This window comes from Streptomyces flavofungini, from assembly GCF_014650815.1.
Classification (GTDB): Bacteria; Actinomycetota; Actinomycetes; order Streptomycetales; family Streptomycetaceae; genus Streptomyces; species Streptomyces flavofungini.
Window position 1 is genome coordinate 366,400 of sequence record NZ_BMVR01000008.1, and the last position, 23,075, is coordinate 389,474.

General features: G+C 71.8%; 24 protein-coding genes. 11 read left to right on the forward strand and 13 right to left on the reverse strand.

From position 1 onward, the window contains the following. Positions 1-21 precede the first annotated feature (21 nt). Both IE274_RS23105 and IE274_RS23110 read right to left on the reverse strand, forming a co-directional pair. A complete protein-coding gene (locus IE274_RS23105) occupies positions 22-555 on the reverse strand; it encodes a DUF6879 family protein (RefSeq protein WP_190117734.1) in 534 nt (177 codons plus the stop codon). Continuing rightward, positions 530-787, reverse strand: coding sequence for a hypothetical protein (locus IE274_RS23110; protein WP_190117735.1), 258 nt, complete (start codon positions 785-787; stop codon positions 530-532). The genes IE274_RS23105 and IE274_RS23110 overlap by 26 nt, the downstream gene beginning before the upstream one ends. Positions 788-1,016: 229 nt before the next feature. Here IE274_RS23110 and IE274_RS23115 point away from each other — a divergent pair, with 229 nt between their 5' ends. The 4 genes from IE274_RS23115 to IE274_RS23130 all read left to right on the forward strand — a co-directional run bounded on the left by IE274_RS23115 (position 1,017) and on the right by IE274_RS23130 (position 4,227). Next, positions 1,017-1,535, forward strand: coding sequence for a hypothetical protein (locus tag IE274_RS23115; protein ID WP_229909733.1), 519 nt, complete (start codon positions 1,017-1,019; stop codon positions 1,533-1,535). Continuing rightward, a complete protein-coding gene (locus tag IE274_RS23120; protein ID WP_190117736.1) occupies positions 1,532-1,741 on the forward strand; it encodes a hypothetical protein in 210 nt (69 codons plus the stop codon). The genes IE274_RS23115 and IE274_RS23120 overlap by 4 nt, the downstream gene beginning before the upstream one ends. A 29-nt stretch (positions 1,742-1,770) precedes the next feature. After that, positions 1,771-2,901: an AraC family transcriptional regulator gene (locus tag IE274_RS23125; protein ID WP_190117737.1), complete on the forward strand. Its 1,131-nt coding sequence runs from the start codon at positions 1,771-1,773 to the stop codon at positions 2,899-2,901. A gap of 141 nt (positions 2,902-3,042) precedes the next feature. Continuing rightward, on the forward strand, positions 3,043-4,227 hold the full coding sequence (locus IE274_RS23130; RefSeq protein WP_190117738.1) for a lipase family protein: 1,185 nt from the start codon (positions 3,043-3,045) through the stop codon (positions 4,225-4,227). 136 nt (positions 4,228-4,363) lie between these two features. Here IE274_RS23130 and IE274_RS23135 read toward each other — a convergent pair whose 3' ends face one another. After that, positions 4,364-4,903, reverse strand: a complete 540-nt coding sequence (locus tag IE274_RS23135) for a TetR/AcrR family transcriptional regulator (RefSeq protein WP_229909746.1) — start codon at positions 4,901-4,903, stop codon at positions 4,364-4,366. Between the two features lie 340 nt (positions 4,904-5,243). On the opposite strand from IE274_RS23135, the gene IE274_RS23140 reads away from it, so the two are divergent. Then, positions 5,244-6,212, forward strand: a complete 969-nt coding sequence (locus IE274_RS23140) for an alpha/beta hydrolase family protein (protein WP_190117740.1) — start codon at positions 5,244-5,246, stop codon at positions 6,210-6,212. A 66-nt stretch (positions 6,213-6,278) separates the two neighbouring features. On the opposite strand, the gene IE274_RS23145 is transcribed toward IE274_RS23140, so the two are convergent. Further along, entirely contained in the window at positions 6,279-7,625 is a 1,347-nt protein-coding gene (locus tag IE274_RS23145) for an MFS transporter (protein ID WP_190117741.1), read from the reverse strand. Positions 7,626-7,979: 354 nt separating this feature from the next. Between IE274_RS23145 and IE274_RS23150 the strand changes: the two genes are divergently transcribed. Beyond that, positions 7,980-8,858, forward strand: coding sequence for a helix-turn-helix transcriptional regulator (locus tag IE274_RS23150; protein WP_190117742.1), 879 nt, complete (start codon positions 7,980-7,982; stop codon positions 8,856-8,858). A gap of 14 nt (positions 8,859-8,872) precedes the next feature. Here IE274_RS23150 and IE274_RS23155 read toward each other — a convergent pair whose 3' ends face one another. Next, a complete protein-coding gene (locus tag IE274_RS23155; RefSeq protein ID WP_229909734.1) occupies positions 8,873-10,399 on the reverse strand; it encodes an alpha/beta hydrolase in 1,527 nt (508 codons plus the stop codon). 282 nt (positions 10,400-10,681) lie between these two features. Here IE274_RS23155 and IE274_RS23160 point away from each other — a divergent pair, with 282 nt between their 5' ends. Together IE274_RS23160 and IE274_RS23165 are read left to right on the forward strand one after the other, a co-directional pair. Beyond that, the gene (locus IE274_RS23160; RefSeq protein ID WP_190117744.1) at positions 10,682-12,121 is read left to right on the forward strand and encodes a 3-oxoacyl-ACP reductase; all 1,440 of its coding nucleotides are present in this window, start codon (positions 10,682-10,684) and stop codon (positions 12,119-12,121) included. 309 nt (positions 12,122-12,430) lie between these two features. Beyond that, on the forward strand, positions 12,431-13,426 hold the full coding sequence (locus tag IE274_RS23165) for a MaoC family dehydratase (protein ID WP_190117745.1): 996 nt from the start codon (positions 12,431-12,433) through the stop codon (positions 13,424-13,426). Here IE274_RS23165 and IE274_RS23170 read toward each other — a convergent pair. The 5 genes from IE274_RS23170 to IE274_RS23190 all read right to left on the reverse strand — a co-directional run bounded on the left by IE274_RS23170 (position 13,317) and on the right by IE274_RS23190 (position 18,022). After that, a complete protein-coding gene (locus IE274_RS23170) occupies positions 13,317-13,934 on the reverse strand; it encodes a TetR/AcrR family transcriptional regulator (protein WP_190117829.1) in 618 nt (205 codons plus the stop codon). The two genes, IE274_RS23165 and IE274_RS23170, sit on opposite strands and share 110 nt — an antisense overlap. Before the next feature lie 247 nt (positions 13,935-14,181). After that, on the reverse strand, positions 14,182-15,531 hold the full coding sequence (locus IE274_RS23175) for a dicarboxylate/amino acid:cation symporter (protein ID WP_190117746.1): 1,350 nt from the start codon (positions 15,529-15,531) through the stop codon (positions 14,182-14,184). A gap of 369 nt (positions 15,532-15,900) precedes the next feature. Beyond that, on the reverse strand, positions 15,901-16,194 hold the full coding sequence (locus tag IE274_RS23180; protein ID WP_190117747.1) for a DUF4229 domain-containing protein: 294 nt from the start codon (positions 16,192-16,194) through the stop codon (positions 15,901-15,903). A gap of 104 nt (positions 16,195-16,298) precedes the next feature. Then, positions 16,299-17,462, reverse strand: a complete 1,164-nt coding sequence (mqnE, locus tag IE274_RS23185; protein ID WP_190117748.1) for an aminofutalosine synthase MqnE — start codon at positions 17,460-17,462, stop codon at positions 16,299-16,301. 104 nt (positions 17,463-17,566) lie between these two features. Beyond that, positions 17,567-18,022 carry an Lrp/AsnC family transcriptional regulator gene (locus IE274_RS23190; protein ID WP_190117749.1) on the reverse strand — a complete coding sequence of 152 codons (456 nt, stop codon included), beginning with the start codon at positions 18,020-18,022 and terminating at the stop codon, positions 17,567-17,569. A 140-nt stretch (positions 18,023-18,162) separates the two neighbouring features. Between IE274_RS23190 and IE274_RS40095 the strand changes: the two genes are divergently transcribed. Further along, positions 18,163-18,294, forward strand: coding sequence for a hypothetical protein (locus IE274_RS40095; protein WP_267885485.1), 132 nt, complete (start codon positions 18,163-18,165; stop codon positions 18,292-18,294). Here IE274_RS40095 and IE274_RS23195 read toward each other — a convergent pair. The 3 genes from IE274_RS23195 to IE274_RS23205 are packed head-to-tail and all read right to left on the reverse strand — an operon-like array spanning position 18,291 to position 21,399. Next, positions 18,291-19,019, reverse strand: a complete 729-nt coding sequence (locus IE274_RS23195) for a UbiX family flavin prenyltransferase (RefSeq protein WP_190117750.1) — start codon at positions 19,017-19,019, stop codon at positions 18,291-18,293. The genes IE274_RS40095 and IE274_RS23195 overlap by 4 nt on opposite strands. Before the next feature lie 26 nt (positions 19,020-19,045). Continuing rightward, complete coding sequence (mqnP, locus tag IE274_RS23200; protein WP_190117751.1) at positions 19,046-19,951, reverse strand: menaquinone biosynthesis prenyltransferase MqnP; 906 nt, start codon at positions 19,949-19,951, stop codon at positions 19,046-19,048. Further along, entirely contained in the window at positions 19,948-21,399 is a 1,452-nt protein-coding gene (locus tag IE274_RS23205) for a menaquinone biosynthesis decarboxylase (protein WP_190117752.1), read from the reverse strand. The genes mqnP and IE274_RS23205 overlap by 4 nt, the downstream gene beginning before the upstream one ends. A 100-nt stretch (positions 21,400-21,499) precedes the next feature. On the opposite strand from IE274_RS23205, the gene IE274_RS23210 reads away from it, so the two are divergent. Further along, positions 21,500-21,802: a PLDc N-terminal domain-containing protein gene (locus tag IE274_RS23210; protein ID WP_190117753.1), complete on the forward strand. Its 303-nt coding sequence runs from the start codon at positions 21,500-21,502 to the stop codon at positions 21,800-21,802. A gap of 322 nt (positions 21,803-22,124) precedes the next feature. Continuing rightward, positions 22,125-23,057: an isopenicillin N synthase family dioxygenase gene (locus IE274_RS23215; RefSeq protein WP_190117754.1), complete on the forward strand. Its 933-nt coding sequence runs from the start codon at positions 22,125-22,127 to the stop codon at positions 23,055-23,057. The last annotated feature ends 18 nt before the right edge of the window (positions 23,058-23,075 follow it).

The following is a 23,075-nucleotide window of genomic DNA, read 5'->3' on the forward strand; positions in this document are numbered from 1 at the left end:
AGCTGGCCGTGGTGCCTTCTGTCAGTGGATCTCGTACTGCTCGTGCGGGATGGCGCGGTCCCAGACGGCTTCGAACGCGTCCACGCATTGTGTGACGATGCCTGGTTCGGAGCGCAACTCCATGTCCGGGTCGGCCCAGTTCCCGTCGCCGGTGAAGTGGTTGAACAGCACTCGCCTGCCGTCGAAGATCCACAGGTCCGCGCCCGGCAGCAGCAAGTCGACCGCACGCGGACGGGGCAGCCATCTGACCTGTTCCCCGGCCGCGACGTTGACGACGGCCCCGGCGTGCTCGTAGCGGATGTAGTCGGTGACTGGTTCGGACACGATCCGCGCACGGCGCACGACCACACCACGGGCGACCGCCCTGGAGATCATGTCCACCCAGGGTGCCCAGTACTCCGAACCGGGGTCGACGTCCCGACGGCCGGTTCGCGCCCAGGAGTGGAAGTCATCGGCCTCGTCACCGACGGCGTACTGATCACGCATCTCAAGGTGGACCGCCGAGTGCTGCGCGGTCTCCAGAAGGTCGTCAAAGCTGAGCGCGTTCTGCGGCATCGCAGGCCTCCCTCAGAACCGGGACCAGGCGGGCAGGAACGCGGATCACGGTCTCGTGGTCGGGGATGCCCGGCACGTGCCCCGGTGCTGTCCGGGCTTCGCATTGGGATCGCGTCCGCTGGTCGGCGGTGTAGCTCTGGATCACGATGTCCGCGTTCTCCTGGTCCACCCAGGCCGTGGGTGACCCGTTCTTCCCGGTGTCGGGGTCGATCCCGATGAACCGTAAGTCCATGGCTGTCTCCAGCGTTGAAATGGGTGCGCTGATGTGCACCAAGTTCCCGCCCGGGCCGTACGTCGTCAAGAGCGCACATCAGTGCTGCCGCCCTTCAAAGAGTGCTACGCACATCGCTGCACATCGCTGGCTGGCCTCGACAGTGTGCCCCTAGCGTCGGCAGTCACAACACCACCCCGGCCGCCGCGCGAACGGCCCCGGGGACATGGCCGACCGCGAGGGAGTCGACATGGGCGAGGCTGTGGCCCCCGAGCCAGTCCCGAGAAGCATCGAGCGGGAGCAGAGCCCGGACCGAGGAGCCATCGCCGACTGGCTCGCCAGGGCGCACCCCGTGCCGCGGCAGGCCGTTTCGGAGTGGAGCAACCACGGTGTGGCGCTGCTGCCGCTCGGCCGACGCTTCGACGCGATTCGCGTTCCGTCCGAGCGGGTGCACGCGGCGGTGGGCAGCGACGTACCGGAAACGGTGGCCGCGGCCCTGGCCGAGTGGCTGCACGGCCCTGTCATCCGCGACCTTCGCAGCGGCCCCAGCCCGTACTACGTCCTCGTGGCACCGGACTCCCGCTGGCAGGGTGACGAAGAGCGGCTGGGCACGGGCAGCCATCTCGGCGTCCCGCGCCCCGGCCGCGTGTCGATGCTCGCGTGCTGGGTGGTGCTGCCGCCGTTCCCCGGGAGCCTGTGCGCCACCGCCCGACTACGGGCGCTCCTCGACATCGCCGAACCACTGCCCCTGCGGACGGTGCAGCCGTGAACCCCACGACGTCCGACCCGGACGAGCGGGCGACCAGGATCTACGCCGACTACCTGGGCCACCTGGAGAGTTGTCCGTCCTGCCGGACCACGGACTACTGCCCCGTCGGTGACCGCACGCGTCGCGTGTGGAAGGCCGCCCAGGCCGCCGCCACCCGCGCGCACCGGGCTCCCGGCGACGGCACCCGCCCCCGGCGCCCTTCTTGAGTTCGCCCCCGGCGGCTAACGTCGGGGCCATGGCGAGGCGGACGATCACCGTGCACCATGTGCGGGCCGTGCTGCGCGGTGCCGAGCGCGGGGGTGTCGACACGGTGCCGTTGCTGCAGGCCGCGCAGATACCGCCGCTGCTGCTCGGGGACGATCGGGCCCGCGTCACCGCGGCCCAGTTCGCGCGGCTGTTCCGGGAGTTGTACCGGGCCACGGAGGACGAGTTCCTGGGGCTCGGGTCGTCGCCGAGCAGGCCGGGGACGTTCGCGATGATGTGTTACGCCACGCTCGGCTGCCGCGATCTGGGGGCGGCCATGGAGCGCGGGGTGACGTTCTACGGGCTGTTCCCCGGCGGCCCGGACCTCGTCCTGACACGCACGGACGACGGCGTCGTCTTCACCGTACGCAACGACCTCGACCAGGACTTCTTCCTCGCCGAGTGCCTGGTCATCATCTGGCACCGGCTGTGCAGTTGGCTGATCGGCCGCCGCATCGAGCTGCGCTGGGCCGACTTCGGGCATCCGCCGCCCCCGCACAAGGACGAGTACGAGGAGCTGTTCGGCTGCCCCGTCCGGTTCGGCGCGGAGCGCACCGGCGCCGGACTCGCCCCGCACTGGCTGGCCGCGCCGCTGGTGCGGGACGAGGACGCGCTGGCGGCGATGTTGCGGCGGGCGCCGTTCGACCTGCTGTCGCGGCGGGAGTACGGGACGACGGTCGCCGAGCAGGTACGGCGGGCCCTCGCCGTGGGCCTGCGCACCTCGCCGCGGCTGCCGTCGCTCGGCGAGATCGCGGCGCGGCTCGCGGTGAGCCCGGCGACGCTGCGCCGCCGCCTCGCGCAGGAGTCGACCTCGTACCAGCGGCTGAAGGACGCGGTGCGGCGGGACGCGGCGATCGCGGGGCTCGCGGAGGGACGCGAGCCGATCGCACGGCTCGCGGCGCGCCTTGGGTTCTCCGAGGACACGGCGTTCCACCGGGCGTTCCGGCGGTGGACGGGGACGACGCCGGGGGCTTATCGGGCGGAGGTGCCGGGCGGGCAGGAGGTCGCGGAGGCCCACGCCCCCGACCCGGCGGAGGCCGACCGCGCCGACGCGCCGGGGGCGCACGCCGTAGGTTCACCGCCCCGCTCGGGCAGGGCTGATACACCAGGTCAACGAAGCTGAGCGTTCCCGTCAGCCCGGAACTTACTCAGCAGTCACTACGGTCGACGCCTGTACCCAATCCCTGCCCGTCCCCCCTCGACCCGCTCCACCCGCTCGACCCGCTCGACCTTTCTTTCCCCCACGAACAGTCGGGAGAGCCGCATGCACCTACCCACCAGCTTTAGAACGGTCGCTCTAGTCGCCGCCGCAGGTCTGGCGGCCGCGACCCTCACGACCACCGCGCACGCGGAGGACGCGAAGGCCGCCGCCGAGGACCGCGCCCCCACCGCCGCCCCGGGCGACGTCCTCAGCTCCGAACCCAGCGCCTTCCACCCCCTCCCCGGCCAGCCCACCCACACCAAGGCCTGGAAGATCCACTACCGCTCGACCACCGCCAAGGGCGCCCCGAACACCGTCTCCGGCACGGTCATCGTGCCGCAGGACGGCCGCACCGGACCCCGGCCGCTGATCACCTACGCCGTCGGCACGGTCGGCGTCGGCGACCACTGCGCGCCGAGCGCCGGATTCCCCCGGGGCACCACGATGGAGGCCAACCTCATCCAGCAGCTCACCCTGCGCGGCTGGGCGGTCGCCGTGACCGACTACGAGGGCCTCGGCACGCCCGGCGACCACACGTACACGGTGGGCCGGGCCGAGGGCCAGGCCGTCCTCGACGCCGCCCGCGCCGCGATCCGGCTGCCCGAGGCGGGCCTCTCGAAGGACTCGCCGGTCGGCATCATGGGCTACTCGCAGGGCGGCCAGGCCTCCTCGTGGGCGGCCGAGCTGCACGGCTCGTACGCCCCCGACCTCAAGGTCAAGGGCACGGCGACCGGCGGCGTGCCCGGGGACCTGCAGAAGGTGGCCGCCTTCAACGACGGCTCGTACGGCTCGGGCCTGATCTTCATGGCGGCGATCGGCCAGAACGCGGCCTTCCCCGAACTGAAGCTGGAGTCGTACCTCAACCCGGCCGGAAAGGCGCTGATCGGCGCGCTGCGCAACAGCTGCGTGGCGGACGGGGCGGTCCTCGGCTCGTTCAAGCGGATCAAGGACATGACGGTCAAGAACCCCCTCGACCAGCCGGACTGGCAGCAGCGCCTGCGCGAGTCCCAGGTCGGCACCCGCGCCCCCGACGCGCCGGTGTACCTCTACCACGCGCTCGGCGACGAGCTCATCCCGTACGGCGTCGGCCAGCAGGTCCGCAAGGACTGGTGCGCGCGCAAGGCGAACGTGGAGTGGCACACCGTCCCGATCGGTGAGCACGTGACCGGCGTGATCACGCAGTCGCCGCTGGCGGCACAGTGGCTGGCGGAGCGGTTCGCGGGGAAGTCCGCGAAGGGCAACTGCTAGCGGGGACCGTGCTGTCGGGTGCAGCCGTCCGCCTTCGGGCGGGCGGCTGCACCGTTTCCGCACGTCAGGGGCTTACGGCAGCTCCGTACGTCAGGGGCTCACGGCAATTCCGTACGTCCGTACGTACGCCATGCCCTCAGGACTCCTGTCCGCGCCGCAGGCCCCGCAGGAGCAGCTCGACCAGACGCCGCGGGTCGTAACGGGGATCGTCGTCCCGGCCGATACAGAGGTTGCCGACCCCCCGCATCAGCTCGTACGCCTCCGTGCCGGGCCTGATCTCCTCGGCCTCGGCCGCCGCGTCGAGCAGGTCCGCGCAGACGGGCACGAGCCGGTCGAGGAAGTACCCGTGCAGCGCGTCGAAACCGCTGCTGTCCGACCGCATCGCACCGGCGAGGCCGTGCTTGGTGACCAGGAAGCCGACGAACAGGTCGACCCATTGGCGCAGCGCCTCGAAGGGGGATGCCGCCTCGGCCAGCAAGCTCGGGCCCGCCTCGGCGCAGGCCTCGACCTGATGGCGGTAGACGGCGACGACGAGGTCCGCCCGGGTCGGGAAGTGGCGGTAGATCGTGCCCACGCCGACGCCCGCCCTGGCCGCGATCTCGCGGATCGGGGCGTCGACGCCCGAGGTGACGAACACGGACGCGGCGGCGGTGAGCAGCGTCTGCTGGTTGCGCAGCGCGTCGGCACGCTTGCTCCGGCCCGACGCCGTCCCGACTCCGGTCCCACCGGACGCGTCCGCCCCGGCCCCGGCGGACCCCTTCGCGGCCGACTCATTCGCAGCAGGCACCGCACTCTCCCTCCGACGGCCCCCACCCGAAGGCCCTTGCGTCGGCCCGCACCCGAAGGCCCTTCCGATGACCCTCGCCCGAAGGCCCTTGCTGAAACGGAACACGGTTCCGTATATTAATCGGAACAACGTTCCGCTTCAGCCTAGCCGAAGCCGGACGCTCCCGTACGCCCTGCCCACCGGCGACCGCACGAGTCCCGCGGCAGCGGCCATCGAAGGGAAACACCCCATGAGCGCATCGACCCGCGCGGCCGACCTCTTCGGCTCGCCGGCCCCCGTCCTGTCCGTCAGCCCGGTGGTCCTGCCGACTCCCGGCCGAGCCGTGGACCTGCACCTGCGCGTCTCCGTCCCCGCGACCGGAAGCGACGGCGCCGACCTGCCCGTCATCCTCCTCTCGCACGGCCAGGGCTTCTCGAACCACCTCTCCTCCCTGAACGGCTACGCCCCCCTCGCCGACTTCTGGGCGGCACACGGCTTCGCGGTCATCCAGCCGACCCACCTCAGCTCCAGGTCCCTGCGCCTGGCCCCCGACACCCCCGGGGCGCCCATGTTCTGGCGCTCGCGGGCCGAGGACATGCGCCACGTCCTCGACCACCTCGACGCGATCGAGGCCGCCGTCCCCCGACTCCCCGGCCGCCTGGACCGCGCCAGGGTCGCCGTGGCCGGGCACTCCATGGGCGGACACACCGCGAGCCTGCTCCTCGGCGCCCGCCTCACCGACCCGGACGACGGCACGGAGGTGGACCTGACCGAGCCCCGGATCACGGCGGGCGTACTGCTCGGCGCGCCCGGCCGGGGCGGGGACGCCCTCACCGGGTCCATGGCGGAGAGCCTGCCGTTCCTCACGACCACGGACTTCTCGAAGATGACGGCCCCCGCGCTCGTGGTCGCCGGTGACCGGGACGACTCCACCCACCTGACGGTCAACGGCCCGTCCTGGCACGCCGATCCGTACACCCTCGCCCCCGGCCCCAAGTCCCTGCTCACCCTCTTCGGCGGCGAGCACGGCCTCGGCGGCGTCTCCGGCTACGACGTCGCCGAGACCACCGACGAGAGCCCCGCCCGCGTGACCGCCGTCCAGCAGCTCACCTGGGCCTACCTCCGCACCCGGCTCCACCCCGGGGATACCGCCTGGCAGACGGCACTTGAGGCCCTGGCAGCCGAACCCGACCCGCAGGGACGGGTCGAGTCCAAGTAGGCCGGGTCGGGCCGGATCAGGCCGGGTCCGCGTAGCTCAAGAGCAGGTGGCTCAAGAGCAGGTCGCTCAAGAAGCCGTCGCCCGCCCCCGCGGCAGCAGCCACCCCGAAAGCCCCGCCGTCACCAGGAGCGTCACGCCCACCACCACCAGCCCCTGCCGCATCCCGTCCACCGCGAAGCCGGACCCGCCGGTGCCGCCGTCCGCGCCGCCGATCAGGGCGCCGAACAGGGCCACCGACAGCGCTCCGCCCGTCTGGCGCAGGGAGTTGAGGAGGCCGGACGCGGTGCCCGCGCGGTGGCCGGGGACGACGTCGAGGAGGAGGGCCGTGAGGGCGGGGACGGCGAGGGCGCCGCCGATGCCTGTCGGGGCGAGGAGCAGGAGGACCAGCCAGAGGGGGGTGTCCGCGGCCAGGGGGAGGAGCGCGAACATGGCCGCGGCCAGGATGAGCTGGCCGGTCACGATCACCGGGCGGCGGCCCACGCGTTCGGCGAGGCGCGGTGAGACGAGGTTCGTCGAGGTGATGAGGACGGCGAGCGGCACGAACATCAGGCCCGTCGTGATGCCCGACATGCCGAGCAGTTGCTGGCAGTACAGGCCGAGCAGGAACACCACCCCGTAGAAGCCCGCGTTCACGGCGAAGCCGACCGCGAGGGAGACGCCGACCTCCCGCTGGCGCAGCAGGGGCAGCGGCACCATGGGGGCGCGGTGGCGCTTCTCGACGGCGCGGAACGCGAGTCCGGCGGCGACCGCGACCGCGCCGGCCGCGAGGACCGTCGGGTGCGTCCAGCCCGCGTGGCCGCCCTCGATGACGGCGTACGCGAGTCCGGCGAGGGCCGTGACGGCGGTGAGCTGGCCGGGTACGTCGAGCGGGGCCGGGCGGCGCGGGGACCCGGCCGTGCGGCTCAGGAGGGCCAGGACCAGGGCGCCGACGGGCAGGTTGAGGAGGAACACCGCGCGCCAGCCCACCGTCTCGGACAGCACCCCGCCGAGCACCGGGCCCGCCGCCATCGCGACCGAACCGCCCACCGTCCACAGCGCGATGGCCCGGGCCCGGGCCCGCGGGTCGTCGTACGCCTGTCGGATCAGCGCGAGCGAGGCGGGCATCACGACCGCCGCCGCCGCGCCCTGCGCCACCCGCGCCGCGATCAGCCACCCGATGCCCGGCGCCAGCGCGCAGGCCAGCGAGGCGAGCGCGAACAGGCCCGTCCCCCAGGCGTACGCCCGCCGCGCCCCCGCCCGGTCCGAGAGCGCCCCCGCCGAGATCATCAGCGCCGCGAACATCAGCGTGTACGCGTCCACGACCCACTGCAGGCCGGTCATCCCGCCGTGCAGGTCGGCCCGGATGCCGGGCAGCGCGATGTTCACCGCCGAGACGTCGACCGTGATGACGGTGAAGCCGAGGAGGGAGGCCACGAGGGCGAGGGTGGCTCGGCGCGCGGGCCCGGGGGCCGAGGGCGCGGGGGCCGGGGACGCGGAGGCCGGGGACGCGGAGGCCGAGGGCCGGGCTGCCGAAGACGCTGCTGCCGGGGACGGGACCGCCTCGGACGGGTGGACGCGCTGGTCCGGGCGGAGGACGGAGGTCATGACGGGCCTTTCGGTACGACGGGTACGGGGGACTCGGTACGACGGACACGGGGGCCGCGGAGTCCTCGATCAGGAACTGACCGGGATTCACGATCCCCGCCCGCGCCCACCCCCGGCAGACCGCGGCGTTCCTGGCCCTGACACGGCCCCCCACTTCTCCGCCGCGTCACGGACACTGGACCCATGACGCACGGCACTTCCCCGGAGAGAAGCGGCACCGAGCTGGGCCGCTACCTGCGCGCCCGCCGCGCCCAGGTCAGCCCCGCGGAGGCGGGCCTCCCGGCCGGGACGGGGCTGCGCCGCACCCCGGGGCTGCGCCGCGAGGAGCTGGCGACGCTCGCCGGGGTGAGCGTCGACTACTACACGCGCCTGGAACGCGGCCGCGAGACCAACCCCTCCCCGGCCGTGATCGACTCCCTGGCCCGCGCCCTGCGCCTGTCCGGCGACGCCCACGAGCGGCTGCACGAGCTGGCCGAGCTGGCGTCGGGCCGCCTCACGGAGCCGCGTCCCACCACCGAGTTCACGGTGCGCGACACCGTCGTACGGATGCTGGAGGCGCTGCGCCCGCTGCCCGCGTACGTGGTGAGCCCGCACAACTACCTGCTCGCCGCGAACACCCCGGGCCGCCGTCTGCTGCCGGGCCTGTTCGACTGGCCCGCCGAGCAGCGCAACATCACCCGCTATCTGTTCCTGCACCCCGTGGGCCGCGAGCTGTACGTGCCCTGGGAGGAGACCGTCGCCCAGTCCGTGGCGCACCTGCGCGCGGTCGGCGGCCGCGACCCGGACTCGCCGCAACTGGCCGCCCTGGTCGGTGAACTCTGCCTGAAGTCACCGGAGTTCGCGCGCATGTGGGACCGGTACGAGGTGCGGGAGCGCAGCGGCGGCGTGAAGTCCTTCGCGCACCCCAAGGCGGGCCCGATGACCCTCACGTTCGAGGTGATGCGCCTCGCCCGCACCGGCGGCCAGCGCCTGATCACCTACCAGGCGGAGCCGGGCAGCGCGGACGAGACGGCGATGCTGAGCCTGGACCCGGCGGCCCGTACGGCGCCACCGAGCCCGTAGCCACGGCCCCCCGGTCACTCCGCCGCGCACGAACTCCCGTCCTTCGGCATCTGCTTGTACAGCAGGAACGCGTCCACCTTGTCCTTCACGCACTTCGAGCCGAAGTAACCGGTGTGCCCGTCGCCCTTGTTGTCGAGGACGACGGCGGCGGACCCGAGCCGCTCGGCGGTCTCCACCGTCCAGCGGTACGGCGTGGCGGGGTCGCCGCGGGTGCCGACGAGCAGGAACTTCGGGGTGTCGACGTCACGTACGTCGGCGCGAATGTAGTCCGTACCCGCGGGCCGCCCGAAGCAGAGCAGCACGGGCAGCAGCATCGACTTGCCGAAGACGGGCGACGCCTCCTCGAACTCCTCCTGGAGACGGCCGACTTCCTTCTCGACCTTCTTCGCGTCCGGCCGGTCGGGGTCGTCCGCGCAGTTCACGGCCATGAGCGCGGCGGCGGAGTTGTCCGCGGGGATCTCCGTACGCCCGCCCGTCGCCCCCACCGAGCCACCCATCCGAAGCAGCGCCCGCGGGTCACCGTCCGCGAGCAGCGCGCCCAGCGCCTGGGACAGGGCGGGCCAGGCCTGCCTGCTGTAGAGCGCGGTGCCGAGCACGCTCACCACGTCCTGGCCGGTGAACTCCTGGCCGTCCATGGCCTTCAGCGGGTACGCGTCGAGGTCCTCGATGAGCTTGGTCATGGCGTGCCGGGCGTTGCGCGAGTCCTCGCCGAGGACGCAGCCCGCGTTCTTGGTGCACCAGAGGATGAAGTTGTCCAGGGCGGTCTGCCGTCCCTCGGCGCCGACCAGGCCCTGCTCGGCCACGTCCTCCGTCAGCGTGTCCACGCCGTCGAGCACCATCCGGCCGACCTTCTTCGGGAACTGCGCCGTGTACACCGCGCCGAGCCGCGTCCCGTACGAGAAGCCCAGGTAGTTGAGCTTCTTGTCGCCGAGGGCCTGGCGCATGACGTCGAGGTCGCGGGAGACGTTCACGGTGCCGATGTGCGGCAGCACGGGGCCGGACTCCTGCGCGCACTCCGCGGCCGTCCGGCGCAGTTCCGCCAGCACCGCCGAGGCGTCGCCGGGGTCCGCCACGTCGTCGCCGGGCTCCGGGTCGCCGCCGCAGCTGACCGGCTCGCTGAGGCCCACCCCGCGCGGGTCGAAGCCCACGACGTCGTAGCCCTTGCCGACGTAGCCGAAGTCCTTCTTGGCGTCCGCGAGCCCGGACACGCCCGCCCCGCCGGGGCCGCCGAAGTTCACCAGGAGCGAGCCGCGCTTGTCGCCGCTGGACTTGATCTTCAGGAGCGCCAGGCCGATGGTGCCCCGGCCGGGGCGCGCGTAGTCCAGCGGGACCTTGACCTTGCCGCAGCTGACGTCCTTGTCCTTGGTCACGTCCTCCGACAGGTTCTGCACGTCGGGCTTGCAGGCCGCCCACTTGATCTTCTGCGTGTAGAAGCGCTTGAGGTCCGCCTTCGCGGGCTCGGACGGGTCGGCTGCCGCGGGCAGGCCGGTGAGGGCCAGGGCCAGGGCTGCGACGGCGGTGAGCGCGGGTGTGCTGCGCACAGCGACCTCCAAGAGGTGCGGTTCCCCTTCGGTCACCTTAGGTGCCCCCGGCCCACCCCGCCCGTTCAGCCCAGTCACGCTCCGTGACCGCGGACGGCTCGTCCGGGCCCGGCGCCCGCCCCGGAAACGCGCCGGTACGAGCCCTCTCACCACCTCGATCAGGCACCGGCCGCCCCCTCGACCAGCCCCCTGACCCCCAAGTAACCTTACTCGGAAGTAAATTCAGCATCGCGCGCGCAGGACCGCGAAACCAGATCCAGCACCGAGCCGGGAGCTTGCCCCATGGCCGACCGCTACGCGACCTTCACCCACACCGCCCCCGGCCGCTTCCTGACCCGCAGACTCGGCCTGCCCCAGCCGGTCCCGCTGCGCCGCTGGTCGCCCCTGCGTCCGGCCCTCGAAGGCCCGGTCCTGCTCCTCACCGCGGGCGACATCCCGCTCCCCGGCCTGCACGAGAGCCTCACCCGCACCGGCCTGCCCCCGCACAACGGCCCGTTGGGCAGCCGTCGCCCCGCCGCCGTCGTACTGGACGCGACCGGCGTCTCCACGGTTGCCGCGCTCACCGACGTGCACGCCACGCTGCACCCCGTCGTCCGCTCCATAGCCCCCTGCGGGCGCGTGGTGGTCCTGGGCGCGCCCCTGTCCCCCGCCGACCACCACCAGGCGGCGGCGCAGCAGGCCCTGGAGGGCTTCGTCCGCTCCCTCGGCAAGGAGCTGGGCGGCGGCAGGACGGTCCAGCTCGTCCGCACCCCGTCGGCGCCCGCCGCCGAGGCGACGCTGCGCTTCCTGCTCTCGCCGAAGTCGGCGTACGTGAGCGGGCAGGTGGTGGAGGTCGGGGATCTTTCGGAGTACGGCGAGTCCGCTGAGTACGCCGAGTCCGTCGAGTCCGGCGGCTGCGCAGCCGATTCCGCGTACGCCGGGGGCGCGGAGCACGCGGTGCGGGCCGGGGAAGCCGACGCCACCGCCCCCGGCGCCGTCCTCCAACTGCCCCACCCCGCCCGCCCGCTGGCCGGCCGCACCGCCCTCGTGACCGGCGCCGCCCACGGCATAGGAACGGCCGTGGCGGAGGTCCTGGCCCGCGACGGCGCCCACGTCGTCGTCCTCGACGTGCCGTCCGCCGAACCGGACCTGTGCCGCGTCGCCGAGCGCGTCGGCGGCACCGCGCTGCCCCTCGACATCACCGCGGACGACGCCGGTGAGCGGATCGCCGCCGCGCTGCCGGGCGGCCTCGGCGTCCTGGTGCACAACGCGGGCATCACCCGGGACCGCAGGCTCACCAACATGGCGGCGGACCGCTGGAGTTCGGTCCTCGACGTGAACCTCACGAGCGTCCTGCGCACGACGGACTTCCTGCTGAAGTCCGGCACGGTGCGCCGGGGCGGCCGGATCGTCGCCACGGCGTCCATAGCGGGCCTCGCGGGCAACGCCGGGCAGACCAACTACGCGGCGAGCAAGGCGGGCATCGTCGGCTTCGTCCGCTCCCTGGCGCCCCGGGCCCTCGCGGAGCACGGCGTGACGGTGAACGCCGTGGCGCCCGGCTTCATCGAGAGCCGCATGACCGCGGCCGTCCCGATGCTCATCCGCCAGGCGGGCCGCCGCATGAACTCCCTGGGCCAGGGCGGCCTCCCCGTCGACGTCGCGGAGACGACGGCGTGGCTGGCGACCGGCGCGGTGAACGGCCAGGTCATCCGGGTCTGCGGCCAGAGCCTCCTCGGCGCTTAGGGCGTTTCTGACGGCTCTTGAAACCGTCAGATGGCTGTCACGGGTGTGGGCGCCGGGGCGAGCAGCACCTCGCGGGGCAGCTCCCGTTGCGCCGACGATCTCCCTGGCGGCCGACCAAGAGCCATCAGAAACGCCCTAGGGCCCGGGGCGCCCGGCCCCGGACATCCGGCCTCGGCGGCCCGCGGCTTCACGGCCCGCGGCTTCACGGCCCGCGGCTTCACGGCCCGCGGCTTCGCCGCCTCCCAGCACCCCCGCCGCACCCGCCCCGCCCGACTCCCCGCCCCCCAGCGACAAGAAGGGTCCCCCCTCATGGCTTCGCTCGCGCTCACCCTGCTCCGGGGAGCGGTCCGGTCCCCGTTCAAGCGGCCCCGCCCGGACGCCCCGCTGCCGGGCCCCGCGACGGCCCGCGTCCGGACCGACGTCGACCGCCTCGTGGCGTACGAACGACTCTGCGGCTTCGCCGCCGGACCGGGCGGCGGGCCCGGCCCGGACAGCGGGAACCGGAGCGAAGTCGGCGACGGCGACGGCCCGACCGGCGGCGCCCCCTTGCCCCCCACCTATCCGCACGTCCTCGCGTTCCCCCAGACCATGCGTCTGATGGCGGCCCGCGACTTCCCGCTCCCCCTGCTCGGCCTCGTGCACACATCCGTGGAGATCGTCCAGCACCGCGCCCCGCTCCCCGACGAGGACCTCGAACTCACCACGTGCGCGACGCGGTTGGCGCCCCACCGGCGCGGCACCGAGGCGACGATCACCACGAGCGCGGCGGTGGCGGGCGAGACGGTGTGGGAGTCCCGCAGCACCTACCTGTCCCGCCATCGCGCGACCGGCGAGCGGCCACCGGACCGCACCCCCGACCGGGCGCCCACCACCCACCTGCCCGCCCAAGCCGACTGGCACCTGCCCGCCGACCTCGGCCGCCGCTACGCCACCGTCTCCGGCGACCGCAACCCCATCCACCTGCACCCGCTCACGGCCCGCGGCTTCGGCTTCCCGCGCGCCCTCGCGCACGGCATGTGGACGTTCGCGCGCTGCGTGGCGGAGCACCAGCGCGAGGCGGAGGCGACGTACGGCGCCGGCGCGTACCTGTGCGCCTACGCCGAGTTCAGGGCACCGGTGCTGCTGCCCGGCACGGTGACGTACGCGGCCGAGGGCGCCGCGTTCGAGCTGCGCGGGCCGACCGGCCGGGTCCACGTCACGGGTTCGGTGACCAGAACCGCCCCTCCATCAGATCGCCGAGACCCGCCCAGGCGAAGTTCATCATCGTCGCCGCGGCCTGGTGGGCGGACACGGACGGCTGGGTGATGGCCCAGCCCGCGAGGGACTCGGCGGCGCCGACGAGGGCGTGGGCGAGGCCCGCGACCTCGCGGTCGGGCAGGGAGGGGTCCTGGTGGGCGGCGCGGGCGGCCTCCGCGATGAGCAGCGTCACGAAGGCGACGATCTCCTCGCGCATGACGTTCACCTCGGCGGCGAAGGGCTCGCCGACGGTGCGGGCCTGGCTGTGCAGGACGGCCCAGGCGTCCGGGTGTTCGGCGGTGTGGGTGAAGAACGCCCGCAGCCCGTCCCAGAGTTGGCGGTCGGCGGGCTCACCGGGGGTGACGCCGTCGCGGACGGCCTCGATGAGCGCGGCGGCCTCCCGCCGGATGCAGGCGGTGAAGAGCTCTTCCTTGGAGTTCAGATACAGGTACACGAGCGGCTTGGAGACCCCGGCCAGCTCGGCGATCTCGTCCATCGAGGCGGCCCGGTAGCCCCGCTGCCCGAAGGTGTGCACGGCGGCGTCGAGCATCTGCCGCTCCCGCACGGCCCGCGGCATCCGTTTCTGCCGCACCGGCTTGCCCCCGTTCTTCGCAGCCTGCACGGCCCTCACGACCTTCACATCCGACACCCCGGCCCCCGCCTCCCGCACCATCCGTCCACGGATCAGCGTACGGCGGTCTTCCTGACGCCCGGAGGTCACCTGGCGGCCACCTCACCGCACCGCCCCCAGCCCTACCCGCAACGAGCGTGCCCCGCACCGGAATTCCGGTGCGGGGCACAGTGGCGGCAGAGCGGCGCGGGAGCTACGCGGCGACGGGCAGCGGCTCTTCCCGCGCGGGGCCGGCGTCGGGCGCGTCCAGCGGGGACGCCGACGCGTTGTCGTACGCCTCCTTGTCGAGGATGTTCTCGCGGGCCGCGACGACGACCGGGACGAGCGCCTGACCGGCGACGTTCGTGGCCGTGCGCATCATGTCCAGGACCGGGTCGATGGCGAGCAGCAGGCCGACGCCCTCCATGGGCAGGCCCAGCGTGGACAGGGTCAGGGTCAGCATGACCGTGGCGCCCGTCAGACCGGCGGTGGCGGCGGAGCCGACGACCGACACGAACGCGATGAGCAGGTACTCCTTGATGCCCATCTGCACATCGAAGATCTGCGCCACGAAGATCGCGGCGATGGCCGGGTAGATCGCGGCGCAGCCGTCCATCTTGGTGGTGGCGCCGAAGGGCACGGCGAAGGACGTGTACTCCTTCGGTACGCCGAGCCGCTCGGTGACCTTCTGGGTGACCGGCATGGTGCCGACCGAGGAGCGGGAGACGAAGGCGAGCTGGATGGCGGGCCAGGCGCCCTTGAAGAACTGCAGCGGGTTGACCTTGGCCACGAACGCGAGCAGCAGCGGGTAGACGCCGAACATCACCAGGGCGCAGCCGATGTAGATGTCGGCGGTGAACGTCGCGTACTTGCTGATCAGGTTCCAGCCGTAGTCGGCGATGGCGAAGCCGATGAGGCCGATGGTGCCGATCGGGGACAGCTTGATGACCCACCACAGGGCCTTCTGCAGCAGTTCGAGGACGGACTCGCTGAGGTCCAGGATCGGCTTGGCCTTCGTGTCGCCGATCTTGAGGATGGCGATGCCCGCGACGGCGGCCATGAACACGATCTGCAGCACGTTCAGCTTGGTGAACGGCGTGATGACGTCGCTGGGGATGATCCCGGTGAGGAAGTCGATCCAGGAGCCCGTGTGCTCGGGCTTGGCGCCGTCCTTCGGGGTCAGGCCGGTGCCGGCGCCCGGGTTGGTGACCAGGCCGATGACGAGGCCGATGGCGACCGCGATCAGCGACGTGATCATGAACCAGAGGAGCGTGCGGGACGCGAGCCGGGCGGCGTTGTTGACCTTCCGCAGGTTGGTGATCGAGATCAGGATGGCGAAGAACACCAGCGGGGCCACGGCCAGCTTCAGCAGGCCGATGAAGGTGTCGCCGACCTTCGCGAGGGTGGTGACCAGCCAGTCGATGTCCTGGCTGCGGGCCAGCCAGCCGAGCAGCACGCCGAGCACCAGACCGCCGAGGATCTGGGCCCAGAAGGGCAGCTTCAGGAACTTCGGTATCTGGAAGCCGGGCTTGGGTTCGGCGGGGGACGCGGAATTCGCGGACACGGACACACTCCGGGTAAAGACGGGGGACTGAGGAGCGGCGACCGCGAAGGGCCGACGGGCACCGCTGCAGTGGGTCTGTTCGGGGGGCTGCTGTGGGTCTGTTCGGTGGTTCAGACGCGGCAACAGGCCGCGGACATGCAGCGGCAGAGATCGACGTGCAGCCGCGCCACGAGCGGGACGCTCGTGGCGATGCGGTGGGCGGCTGCTGTCTTCATGTCGAACACGTTAACACTTGAACTTTGAGTTCATCAAAGGACTTGTTTGAGGTAGGAGGGGTCCCAAGGGTCCCAGAAACGACGAAACCCCGGTACCGGAGCGACATGCTCCGGTACCAGGGTTCTCTGCGTGCGTGGGCGCCTGTGACGAACCTTACGACTGCGCGGTGCGCGCGCTGTCGTCGGCGGTGTCCTCCTGCGTGCGGTTGCGCTCCAGGCTGGCCTTGACGTTGTCGACCTTCGCCACGACCTTCTCCGAAGCGCGGTCGCGCTCCTTGCGCAGCAGGACGAAGCTGATCGGCGCCGAGACCACCAGGGCGAGCAGGGCGACCCACAGCAGGTTGGAGCCACCGAGGCCGCGCGGTACGACGCCGGAGTAGACGAGGCCCCAGACGACCAAGAAGCAGCCCGCGAAGACCCCGAGGCGCATCAGCGTGTAGCGGAGCATGTCAATCCACTCTTCCGTTCCGAAATAGCCCGGCCGTGCCCGGACTGGACGAGCCCATCCAGTGAAGCACGATCCCTCGACCGGGCAGGAGGGGGGTGCTCCCCTCAGAACCGCATGGGCTGCGGCGCCTCGCGGAGCTCGCGGTCGGGCCCCGCGTACTCGCGGATCGTCTCGTAGCGGGTGTTCCGCTCGACGGGCCGGAAGCCCGCTTCGCGGATGAGGTCGAGGAGGTCGTCCCGGGTCAGCTTGTTCGGCGTGCCGAAGTTGTCGGCGTCGTGAGTGATCTTGTACTCGACGACGGACCCGTCCATGTCGTCGGCGCCGTGCTGCAGGGCGAGCTGCGCGGTGGCGACGCCGTGCATGACCCAGAAGACCTTGACGTGCGGCACGTTGTCGAAGAGGAGCCGGGAGACGGCGAAGGTCTTGAGGGCCTCGGCCCCGGAGGCCATCTTCGTCCGGGCCTGCAGCTTGTTGCGGACCTTGCCGTCCTGCACGTCGACGAAGTCGTGCTGGTAGCGCAGCGGGATGAAGACCTGGAAGCCGCCGGTCTCGTCCTGGAGCTCGCGCAGCCGCAGGACGTGGTCGACGCGGTGCCGCGGCTCCTCGATGTGGCCGTAGAGCATCGTGGCCGGGGTCTTGAGCCCCTTCTCGTGGGCGAGCCGGTGGATCCGGGACCAGTCCTCCCAGTGGGTGCGGTGGTCCACGATGTGCTGCCGGACCTCCCAGTCGAAGATCTCCGCGCCGCCGCCGGTGAGGGACTCCAGGCCCGCGTCGATCAGCTCGTCCAGGATCTCCGAGGCGCTCAGCCCCGAGATGGTCTCGAAGTGGTGGATCTCGGTGGCCGTGAAGGCCTTGAGGGAGACGTCCGGCAGCGCGGCCTTCAGCTCCCGCAGCGAGCGCGGGTAGTAGCGCCACGGCAGGTTCGGGTGCAGCCCGTTGACGATGTGCAGCTCGGTGAGGTTCTCGCCCTCCATCGCCTTGGCGAGCCGGACCGCCTCCTCGATGCGCATCGTGTACGCGTCCTTCTCGCCCGGCTTGCGCTGGAACGAGCAGTACGCGCAGGAGGCGGTGCACACGTTCGTCATGTTGAGGTGACGGTTGACGTTGAAGTGCACGACGTCGCCGTTCTTGCGGGTGCGCACCTCGTGGGCGAGCCCGCCGAGCCAGGCCAGGTCGTCGGACTCGTACAGCGCGATGCCGTCCTCGCGGGTCAGCCGCTCACCGGCGCGGACCTTCTCCTCAAGAGCGCGCTTGAGCCCTGCGTCCATTGCCGTACCTCTAACTCTCTCCGACGACCTGCGACAGACCCGACCAACCGTACTCGGTGCGTCCCGGCCCTCCGGGCGGGAGGTGCCCCGACGGCGACGCGCGCCTACACCTCTTCCGGCAGCTCCCCGACCCGGTTCTCCCACTTCGTGGAGAGCACGATCGTGGTCCGCGTCCGCGAGACCCCCTTGGTGCCGCTGAGCCTGCGGATGGTCTTCTCCAGGCCGTCCACGTCGGAGGCCCGCACCTTGAGCATGTACGAGTCGTCGCCCGCGATGAACCAGCAGTCCTCGATCTCGTGCAGGTCCTTCAGCCGCCGCGCCACGTCCTCGTGGTCGGCGGCGTCGGACAGCGAGATGCCGATCAGCGCGATGACGCCGAGGCCGAGGGACGCGGAGTCGACCGTCGCGCGGTAGCCGGTGATGACGCCGGCCGCCTCCAGGCGGTTGATGCGGTCGGTGACGCTGGGGCCGGAGAGGCCGACGAGGCGCCCGAGCTCGGCGTAGGAGGCGCGGCCGTTCTCGCGCAGAGCCTGGATGAGCTGCCTGTCCACGGCGTCCATAGGTCGATGCCTTTCATTATTTAGCGTTTTTTCGAGTCTACGTGTAGAATCTAAGGCGTAACAGGGTCGAGCCCCTGTGAATCTTTCGAAAACTCAGCGGATCGGCGACGATCCTTCGAACTTCAGGAGAGTGTTTCCCCGTGTACACGATCGAGATGGCCTACGCCCGTATGCGCGAGCTGCAGGATCTGGCCAACCGCTCGCGTGCCCACCAGTCCCCGACCGCCGCGCGCAAGGCCGGCAAGAAGCCGCGCGCCGCGAAGAAGCGCTAAGCGCCACCGGAGCCGCCCTCGGCCGGCCGGGAGCCACCCGCTCCCGACGCACCGCCGAGTTCGCCCTCCCACCGGCGGTACAGCTCGTGCGGCACCCCCGCCGCGTCGAGCACCCGCCCGGCGACGAAGTCCACCAGATCCTGGATGTGCGTCGCCCCCGCGTAGAACGCCGGAGAGGCGGGCAGCACGATCGCGCCCGCCTCGTCCAGGCTCACCAAGTGCTTCAACGTCTGCCCGTTCAGCGGTGTTTCCCGTACGCAGACGACCAACGGCCGCCGCTCCTTGAGCGTCACGCTCGCCGAGCGCTGCAGCAGGTCCTTCGAGAGCCCGAGCGCCACCCCGGCCACGCACGCCGTGGACGCCGGGACGATCAGCATGCCCTTCGTCGCGTACGACCCCGACGACGGCCCCGCCGCGAGATCCCCCGCGGCCCAGTACCGCACGTCGTCCGTACGCACCCGGAACGTCCCCGGCTTGCCGTCGGCGCCACGCGCCAGCCAGTCACCGAGGTCGTCGCGCCAGTGCGCGTCCCGGAACGCGATGCCCGTCTCGTCGAGCAGCGTCAGGCGCGAGGCCCGCGACACCACCAGGTCCACGCTCTCCCCGGCGGCGAGCAGCCCCCGCAGCACCGAAGCGGCGTACGGCGTACCGGACGCGCCGGACACCCCCACGATCCAAGGCCTACGCTGCGTATCTCCTGCATTCACACTGTGAAGCCTATCCATGGGCGCCCGCGCCCGCCCACGGCCCGTCAGACAGTCAGGCCGCGGACGAGCAGGTCGAGCAGGGCGCAGGCGAACAGGGCGATCCCGATGAAGCCGTTGACCTGGAAGAAGGCACGGTTGAGGCGGGACAGGTCGTGCGGGCGCACGATGCTGTGTTCGTAGAGGAAGGCCCCCGCGACGACGAGCAGGCCGAGCCAGAAGAAGGCGCCCGCGTCGGTCTCCACGGCGTACCAGACGAACAGCGCCGTGGTGACGAGGTGGCAGGCGCGCGCCCCCCAGACCGCGGCGGGGATGCCGAAGCGGGCGGGCACCGAGAGGACGCCGACCTCCCGGTCGGTGTCCACGTCCTGGCAGGCGTAGATCAGGTCGAAGCCGCCGATCCACACGCCCACCGCGAGGCCCAGGATGACGGCCGTCCACGACCACTCGCCGGTGATCGCGAGCCAGGCGCCGATGGGCCCCATGGCCTGCGCGATGCCGAGGATGGCCTGCGGGAAGTTCGTGAACCGCTTGCCGTACGGGTAGACGACCATCGGGATCACGGCGATCGGCGCGAGCGCCAGGCACAGCGGGTTGAGCAGCGCGGCGGAGCCCAGGAACACGACGACCGCGATCAGCGCGCCGGTCCAGGCGGACTTCACGGTGACGGCGCCGGTGACCAGCTCGCGGTGCGCGGTGCGCGGGTTGCGGGCGTCGATCTCACGGTCGATGATCCGGTTCGCGGCCATGGCGAACGTACGCAGGCCCACCATGCAGATCGTCACGAGCAGCAGGCGCCCCCAGTGGATGTTCTTGTCCCACTGGAACATCGCGGTCAGGGCGGCGATGTAGGCGAAGGGCAGCGCGAACACCGAGTGCTCGATCATGACCAGGCGCAGGAACGCCTTGGTGCGGCCGGGCTGCTGCGGCAGTGCGGCGGACGCGGAACTCACAGGCCGTACTCCCTCCAGCGGCGGTCGACTTTCGCCGCCGTGTCCGGGTCGGACTCGACCATGTCGGGCCAGCCTCCGTCCCGGGTGTAGCCCTCCTCGGGCCACTTCTTCGTCGCGTCGATCCCCGCCTTGCCGCCCCAGAACTGCTGGTACGAGGCGTGGTCGAGGTGGTCGACGGGTCCCTCGACGATCGACAGGTCACGCGCGTAGTCCGTGTTGCCGAGCGCCCGCCACGCCACCTCGTGCAGATCATGGACATCGCAGTCGGAGTCCACGACGACGATCAGCTTGGTCAAGGACATCATGTGCGCGCCCCAGATCGCGTGCATGACCTTCTGCGCGTGCTTCGGGTACTTCTTGTCGATCGCGACGATCGCGCAGTTGTGGAAGCCGCCCGCCTCGGGGAGGTGGTAGTCCACGATGTCCGGCACGATGATCTTCAGCAGCGGCAGGAAGAACCGCTCCGTGGCCCGGCCGAGGGGGCCGTCCTCCGTCGGCGGCCGCCCCACGACGATCGACTGGAGCAGCGGCCGCTTGCGCATCGTCACGCAGTCGATGGTCAGCGCGGGGAACGGCTCCTGCGGCGTGTAGAAGCCGGTGTGGTCGCCGAACGGCCCCTCCGGCAGCATCTCGCCGGGCTCCAGCCAGCCCTCGATGACGACCTCCGCCTGGGCGGGCACCTGCAGCGGCACCGTCTTGCAGTCGACCATCTCGATGCGCTTGCCCTGCAGGAAGCCCGCGAACAGGTACTCGTCGATGTCGCCGGGCAGCGGGGCGGTGGACGCGTACGTCACGGCGGGCGGGCACCCGAAGGCGATCGCGACCGGCAGCCGCTCGCCCCGTCGCGCCGCCACCTGGTAGTGGTTCCGGCTGTCCTTGTGGATCTGCCAGTGCATGCCGATGGTGCGCTTGTCGTGGCGCTGGAGGCGGTAGAGCCCGAGGTTGCGGACACCGCTCTCCGGGTCCTTGGTGTGGGTGAGCCCCAGGTTGAAGAACGAACCGCCGTCCTTCGGCCATGTGAACAGCGCGGGCAGCTGGTCGAGATCCACGTCCTCGCCCCGGAGCACGACCTCGTGCACCGGCGCGTCCTTCACCTTCTTCGGCGGTACGTGCGCCATCGCGCCGAGCTTGCCGAAGGCCTCCCGTACGCCGACGAAGCCGTGCGGCAGCTCCGGCTTCAGCAGGCCGCCGATCTTCTCGCTGATCTCGCCGTACGACTTCAGGCCGAGGGCCTTGAGCAGCCGTCGGTCGGTGCCGAACACGTTCATCGCAAGGGGCATCGCGCTGCCCTTGACGTTCTCGAACAGCAGCGCCGGGCCGCCCGCCTTCTGCACCCGGTCGACGATCTCGCCGACCTCCAGATACGGGTCGACCTCGGCCTTGATGCGCTTGAGATCGCCCTCGCGCTCCAGGGCCCGGAGCAGAGAGCGGAGATCGTCATAAGCCATGCGGTCAAGTATCGGTCACCGGCTACCCTGGCCAGGTCACCGGGGGCGCATCGGCCGGCTGTCGGCGCCCGTACTCCGCTCCTTGGGGGAACTCCAGCGCATGCTCAGGTATCTGCCGTTCCTGCTGGTCCTGGCCGTGTGGATCTACGCCTTCATCGACGTCCTGAACACGCCCGAGAAGGAAGTCCGCCACCTGCCCAAGGTGGTGTGGGTCATCATCGTGCTCCTCTTCGGCGAGGTGCTCCTCGGGCCCATCGCCTGGTTCGTCACCGGCAAGAAGCGGCCTGCGGCCGGGCGGGACGGCGGCGGGCGGGGGCGTCGGGGTGGCTGGGTCGCCCCCGACGACAACCCGGACTTCCTCCGTGGACTGGAGAAGGACCGCGATCCGCGCGACGACGCCTGACCGGCGTCGCCCTATGGGGGCTCCGTCCCCGTTCCCCCCTCATCGGCGCTGCGCGCCTCGTCCTCAAACACCGGACGGGCTCTCTCCCACCCACCCCCGCCATTACTTCGGCCGGGGTGGTCCGCACCGCCTGCCCGGTGCACCATCAGCCCACGTCGGCGAAGTAGCTTTCAGCCCGTCCGGCGTTTGAGGACGAGGCGCGCACCGCCGATCGGGGGGACTGTCCCACCCGAAGGGGCACCCGCCCCCGGGGTCCAGGGGCGGAGCCCATGGTTTCGGGAAGGGGCGGGACTGGGGCGTCCCGCGCGGGCAGCATGAGGGCATGACGATCCCCACCATCGACCTCCACCCCTGGCTCACCGGCACCCCGGCCGCCCGTACCCGGCTGGCCGCCGAGGTCACGGAAACGGTCGACGAAGCCCTGCGCACAGCGGGCTTCCTGCTGGTCAAGGGGCACGGGGTGAGCCCGGAGCTGAGGGACACCATCCGCGCCGAGGCCCGCACGTTCTTCCGGCTCCCACCGGCCGCCAAGGAGCCCTACGCGGTGAAGGTCGGCAGCCGGGGCTGGCTGGGCCCGGGCGCCGAGGCCAACAGCTACGCCGAAGGCGCCGCCTCCCCACCCGACCTGAAGGAATCCCTCTCCTTCGCCGCGGACGACCCGACCGGCGACCCCGAGATCGACGCGGAGTGGTTCGCCCCCAACACCTGGCCGAGCGAAACCCCCCACCTGCGCGCCGACGTGGAGACGTACCTCACCCGGATGAGGGCACTCTCCGACGCGATCCTCGAACTTCTCGCCGTGGTCCTCGGCGAGCCGGAGGACCGCTTCACCCGGCACACAGGCCACCCCACCTGGGGCTTCAACATCAACTGGTACCCCGGCCGGGACACCGTGGGCGAACCGGAGCCGGGCCAGTTCCGCATCGGCCCGCACACGGACTTCGGCACGGTCACGGTCCTGGACCGCCAGGCGGGCCGGGGCGGCCTGCAGGTGTTCACGGACGCCGACGGCTGGCAGGACGCCCCGCACGACCCGGAGGCGTTCACCATCAACGTCGGCGACCTGATGGCGCGTTGGACGTCGGGCCGCTGGCGCTCGGGCCGCCACCGCGTGCTCCCGCCCCCGGCGGACGCCCCGGCGGAGGAGCTGATGTCGCTGGTGTACTTCTACGAGTGCGACCCGGGCACGGACGTACGCGGCACGGACTCGCACACGTACCTGCGGGCGCAGTTGGACGCGATCACGATGGACTGACCGTGAGCCGAGCGTCCG

Bases quoted from the DNA above. Each gene is read 5' to 3' on its own strand.
- IE274_RS23165 (WP_190117745.1), top strand. From the start codon at position 12,431: ATGGCTTCGCTCGCGCTCACCCTGCTCCGGGGAGCGGTCCGGTCCCCG.
- IE274_RS23130 (WP_190117738.1), top strand. From the start codon at position 3,043: ATGCACCTACCCACCAGCTTTAGAACGGTCGCTCTAGTCGCCGCCGCA.
- IE274_RS23110 (WP_190117735.1), bottom strand. From the start codon at position 787: ATGGACTTACGGTTCATCGGGATCGACCCCGACACCGGGAAGAACGGG.
- IE274_RS23190 (WP_190117749.1), bottom strand. From the start codon at position 18,022: ATGGACGCCGTGGACAGGCAGCTCATCCAGGCTCTGCGCGAGAACGGC.
- IE274_RS23210 (WP_190117753.1), top strand. From the start codon at position 21,500: ATGCTCAGGTATCTGCCGTTCCTGCTGGTCCTGGCCGTGTGGATCTAC.
- IE274_RS23195 (WP_190117750.1), bottom strand. From the start codon at position 19,019: ATGGATAGGCTTCACAGTGTGAATGCAGGAGATACGCAGCGTAGGCCT.
- IE274_RS23150 (WP_190117742.1), top strand. From the start codon at position 7,980: ATGACGCACGGCACTTCCCCGGAGAGAAGCGGCACCGAGCTGGGCCGC.
- IE274_RS23115 (WP_229909733.1), top strand. From the start codon at position 1,017: ATGGGCGAGGCTGTGGCCCCCGAGCCAGTCCCGAGAAGCATCGAGCGG.
- IE274_RS23180 (WP_190117747.1), bottom strand. From the start codon at position 16,194: ATGCTCCGCTACACGCTGATGCGCCTCGGGGTCTTCGCGGGCTGCTTC.
- IE274_RS23125 (WP_190117737.1), top strand. From the start codon at position 1,771: ATGGCGAGGCGGACGATCACCGTGCACCATGTGCGGGCCGTGCTGCGC.
- IE274_RS23170 (WP_190117829.1), bottom strand. From the start codon at position 13,934: ATGCCGCGGGCCGTGCGGGAGCGGCAGATGCTCGACGCCGCCGTGCAC.
- mqnE (WP_190117748.1), bottom strand. From the start codon at position 17,462: ATGGACGCAGGGCTCAAGCGCGCTCTTGAGGAGAAGGTCCGCGCCGGT.
- IE274_RS23105 (WP_190117734.1), bottom strand. From the start codon at position 555: ATGCCGCAGAACGCGCTCAGCTTTGACGACCTTCTGGAGACCGCGCAG.
- IE274_RS23140 (WP_190117740.1), top strand. From the start codon at position 5,244: ATGAGCGCATCGACCCGCGCGGCCGACCTCTTCGGCTCGCCGGCCCCC.
- IE274_RS23205 (WP_190117752.1), bottom strand. From the start codon at position 21,399: ATGGCTTATGACGATCTCCGCTCTCTGCTCCGGGCCCTGGAGCGCGAG.
- IE274_RS23160 (WP_190117744.1), top strand. From the start codon at position 10,682: ATGGCCGACCGCTACGCGACCTTCACCCACACCGCCCCCGGCCGCTTC.
- IE274_RS23215 (WP_190117754.1), top strand. From the start codon at position 22,125: ATGACGATCCCCACCATCGACCTCCACCCCTGGCTCACCGGCACCCCG.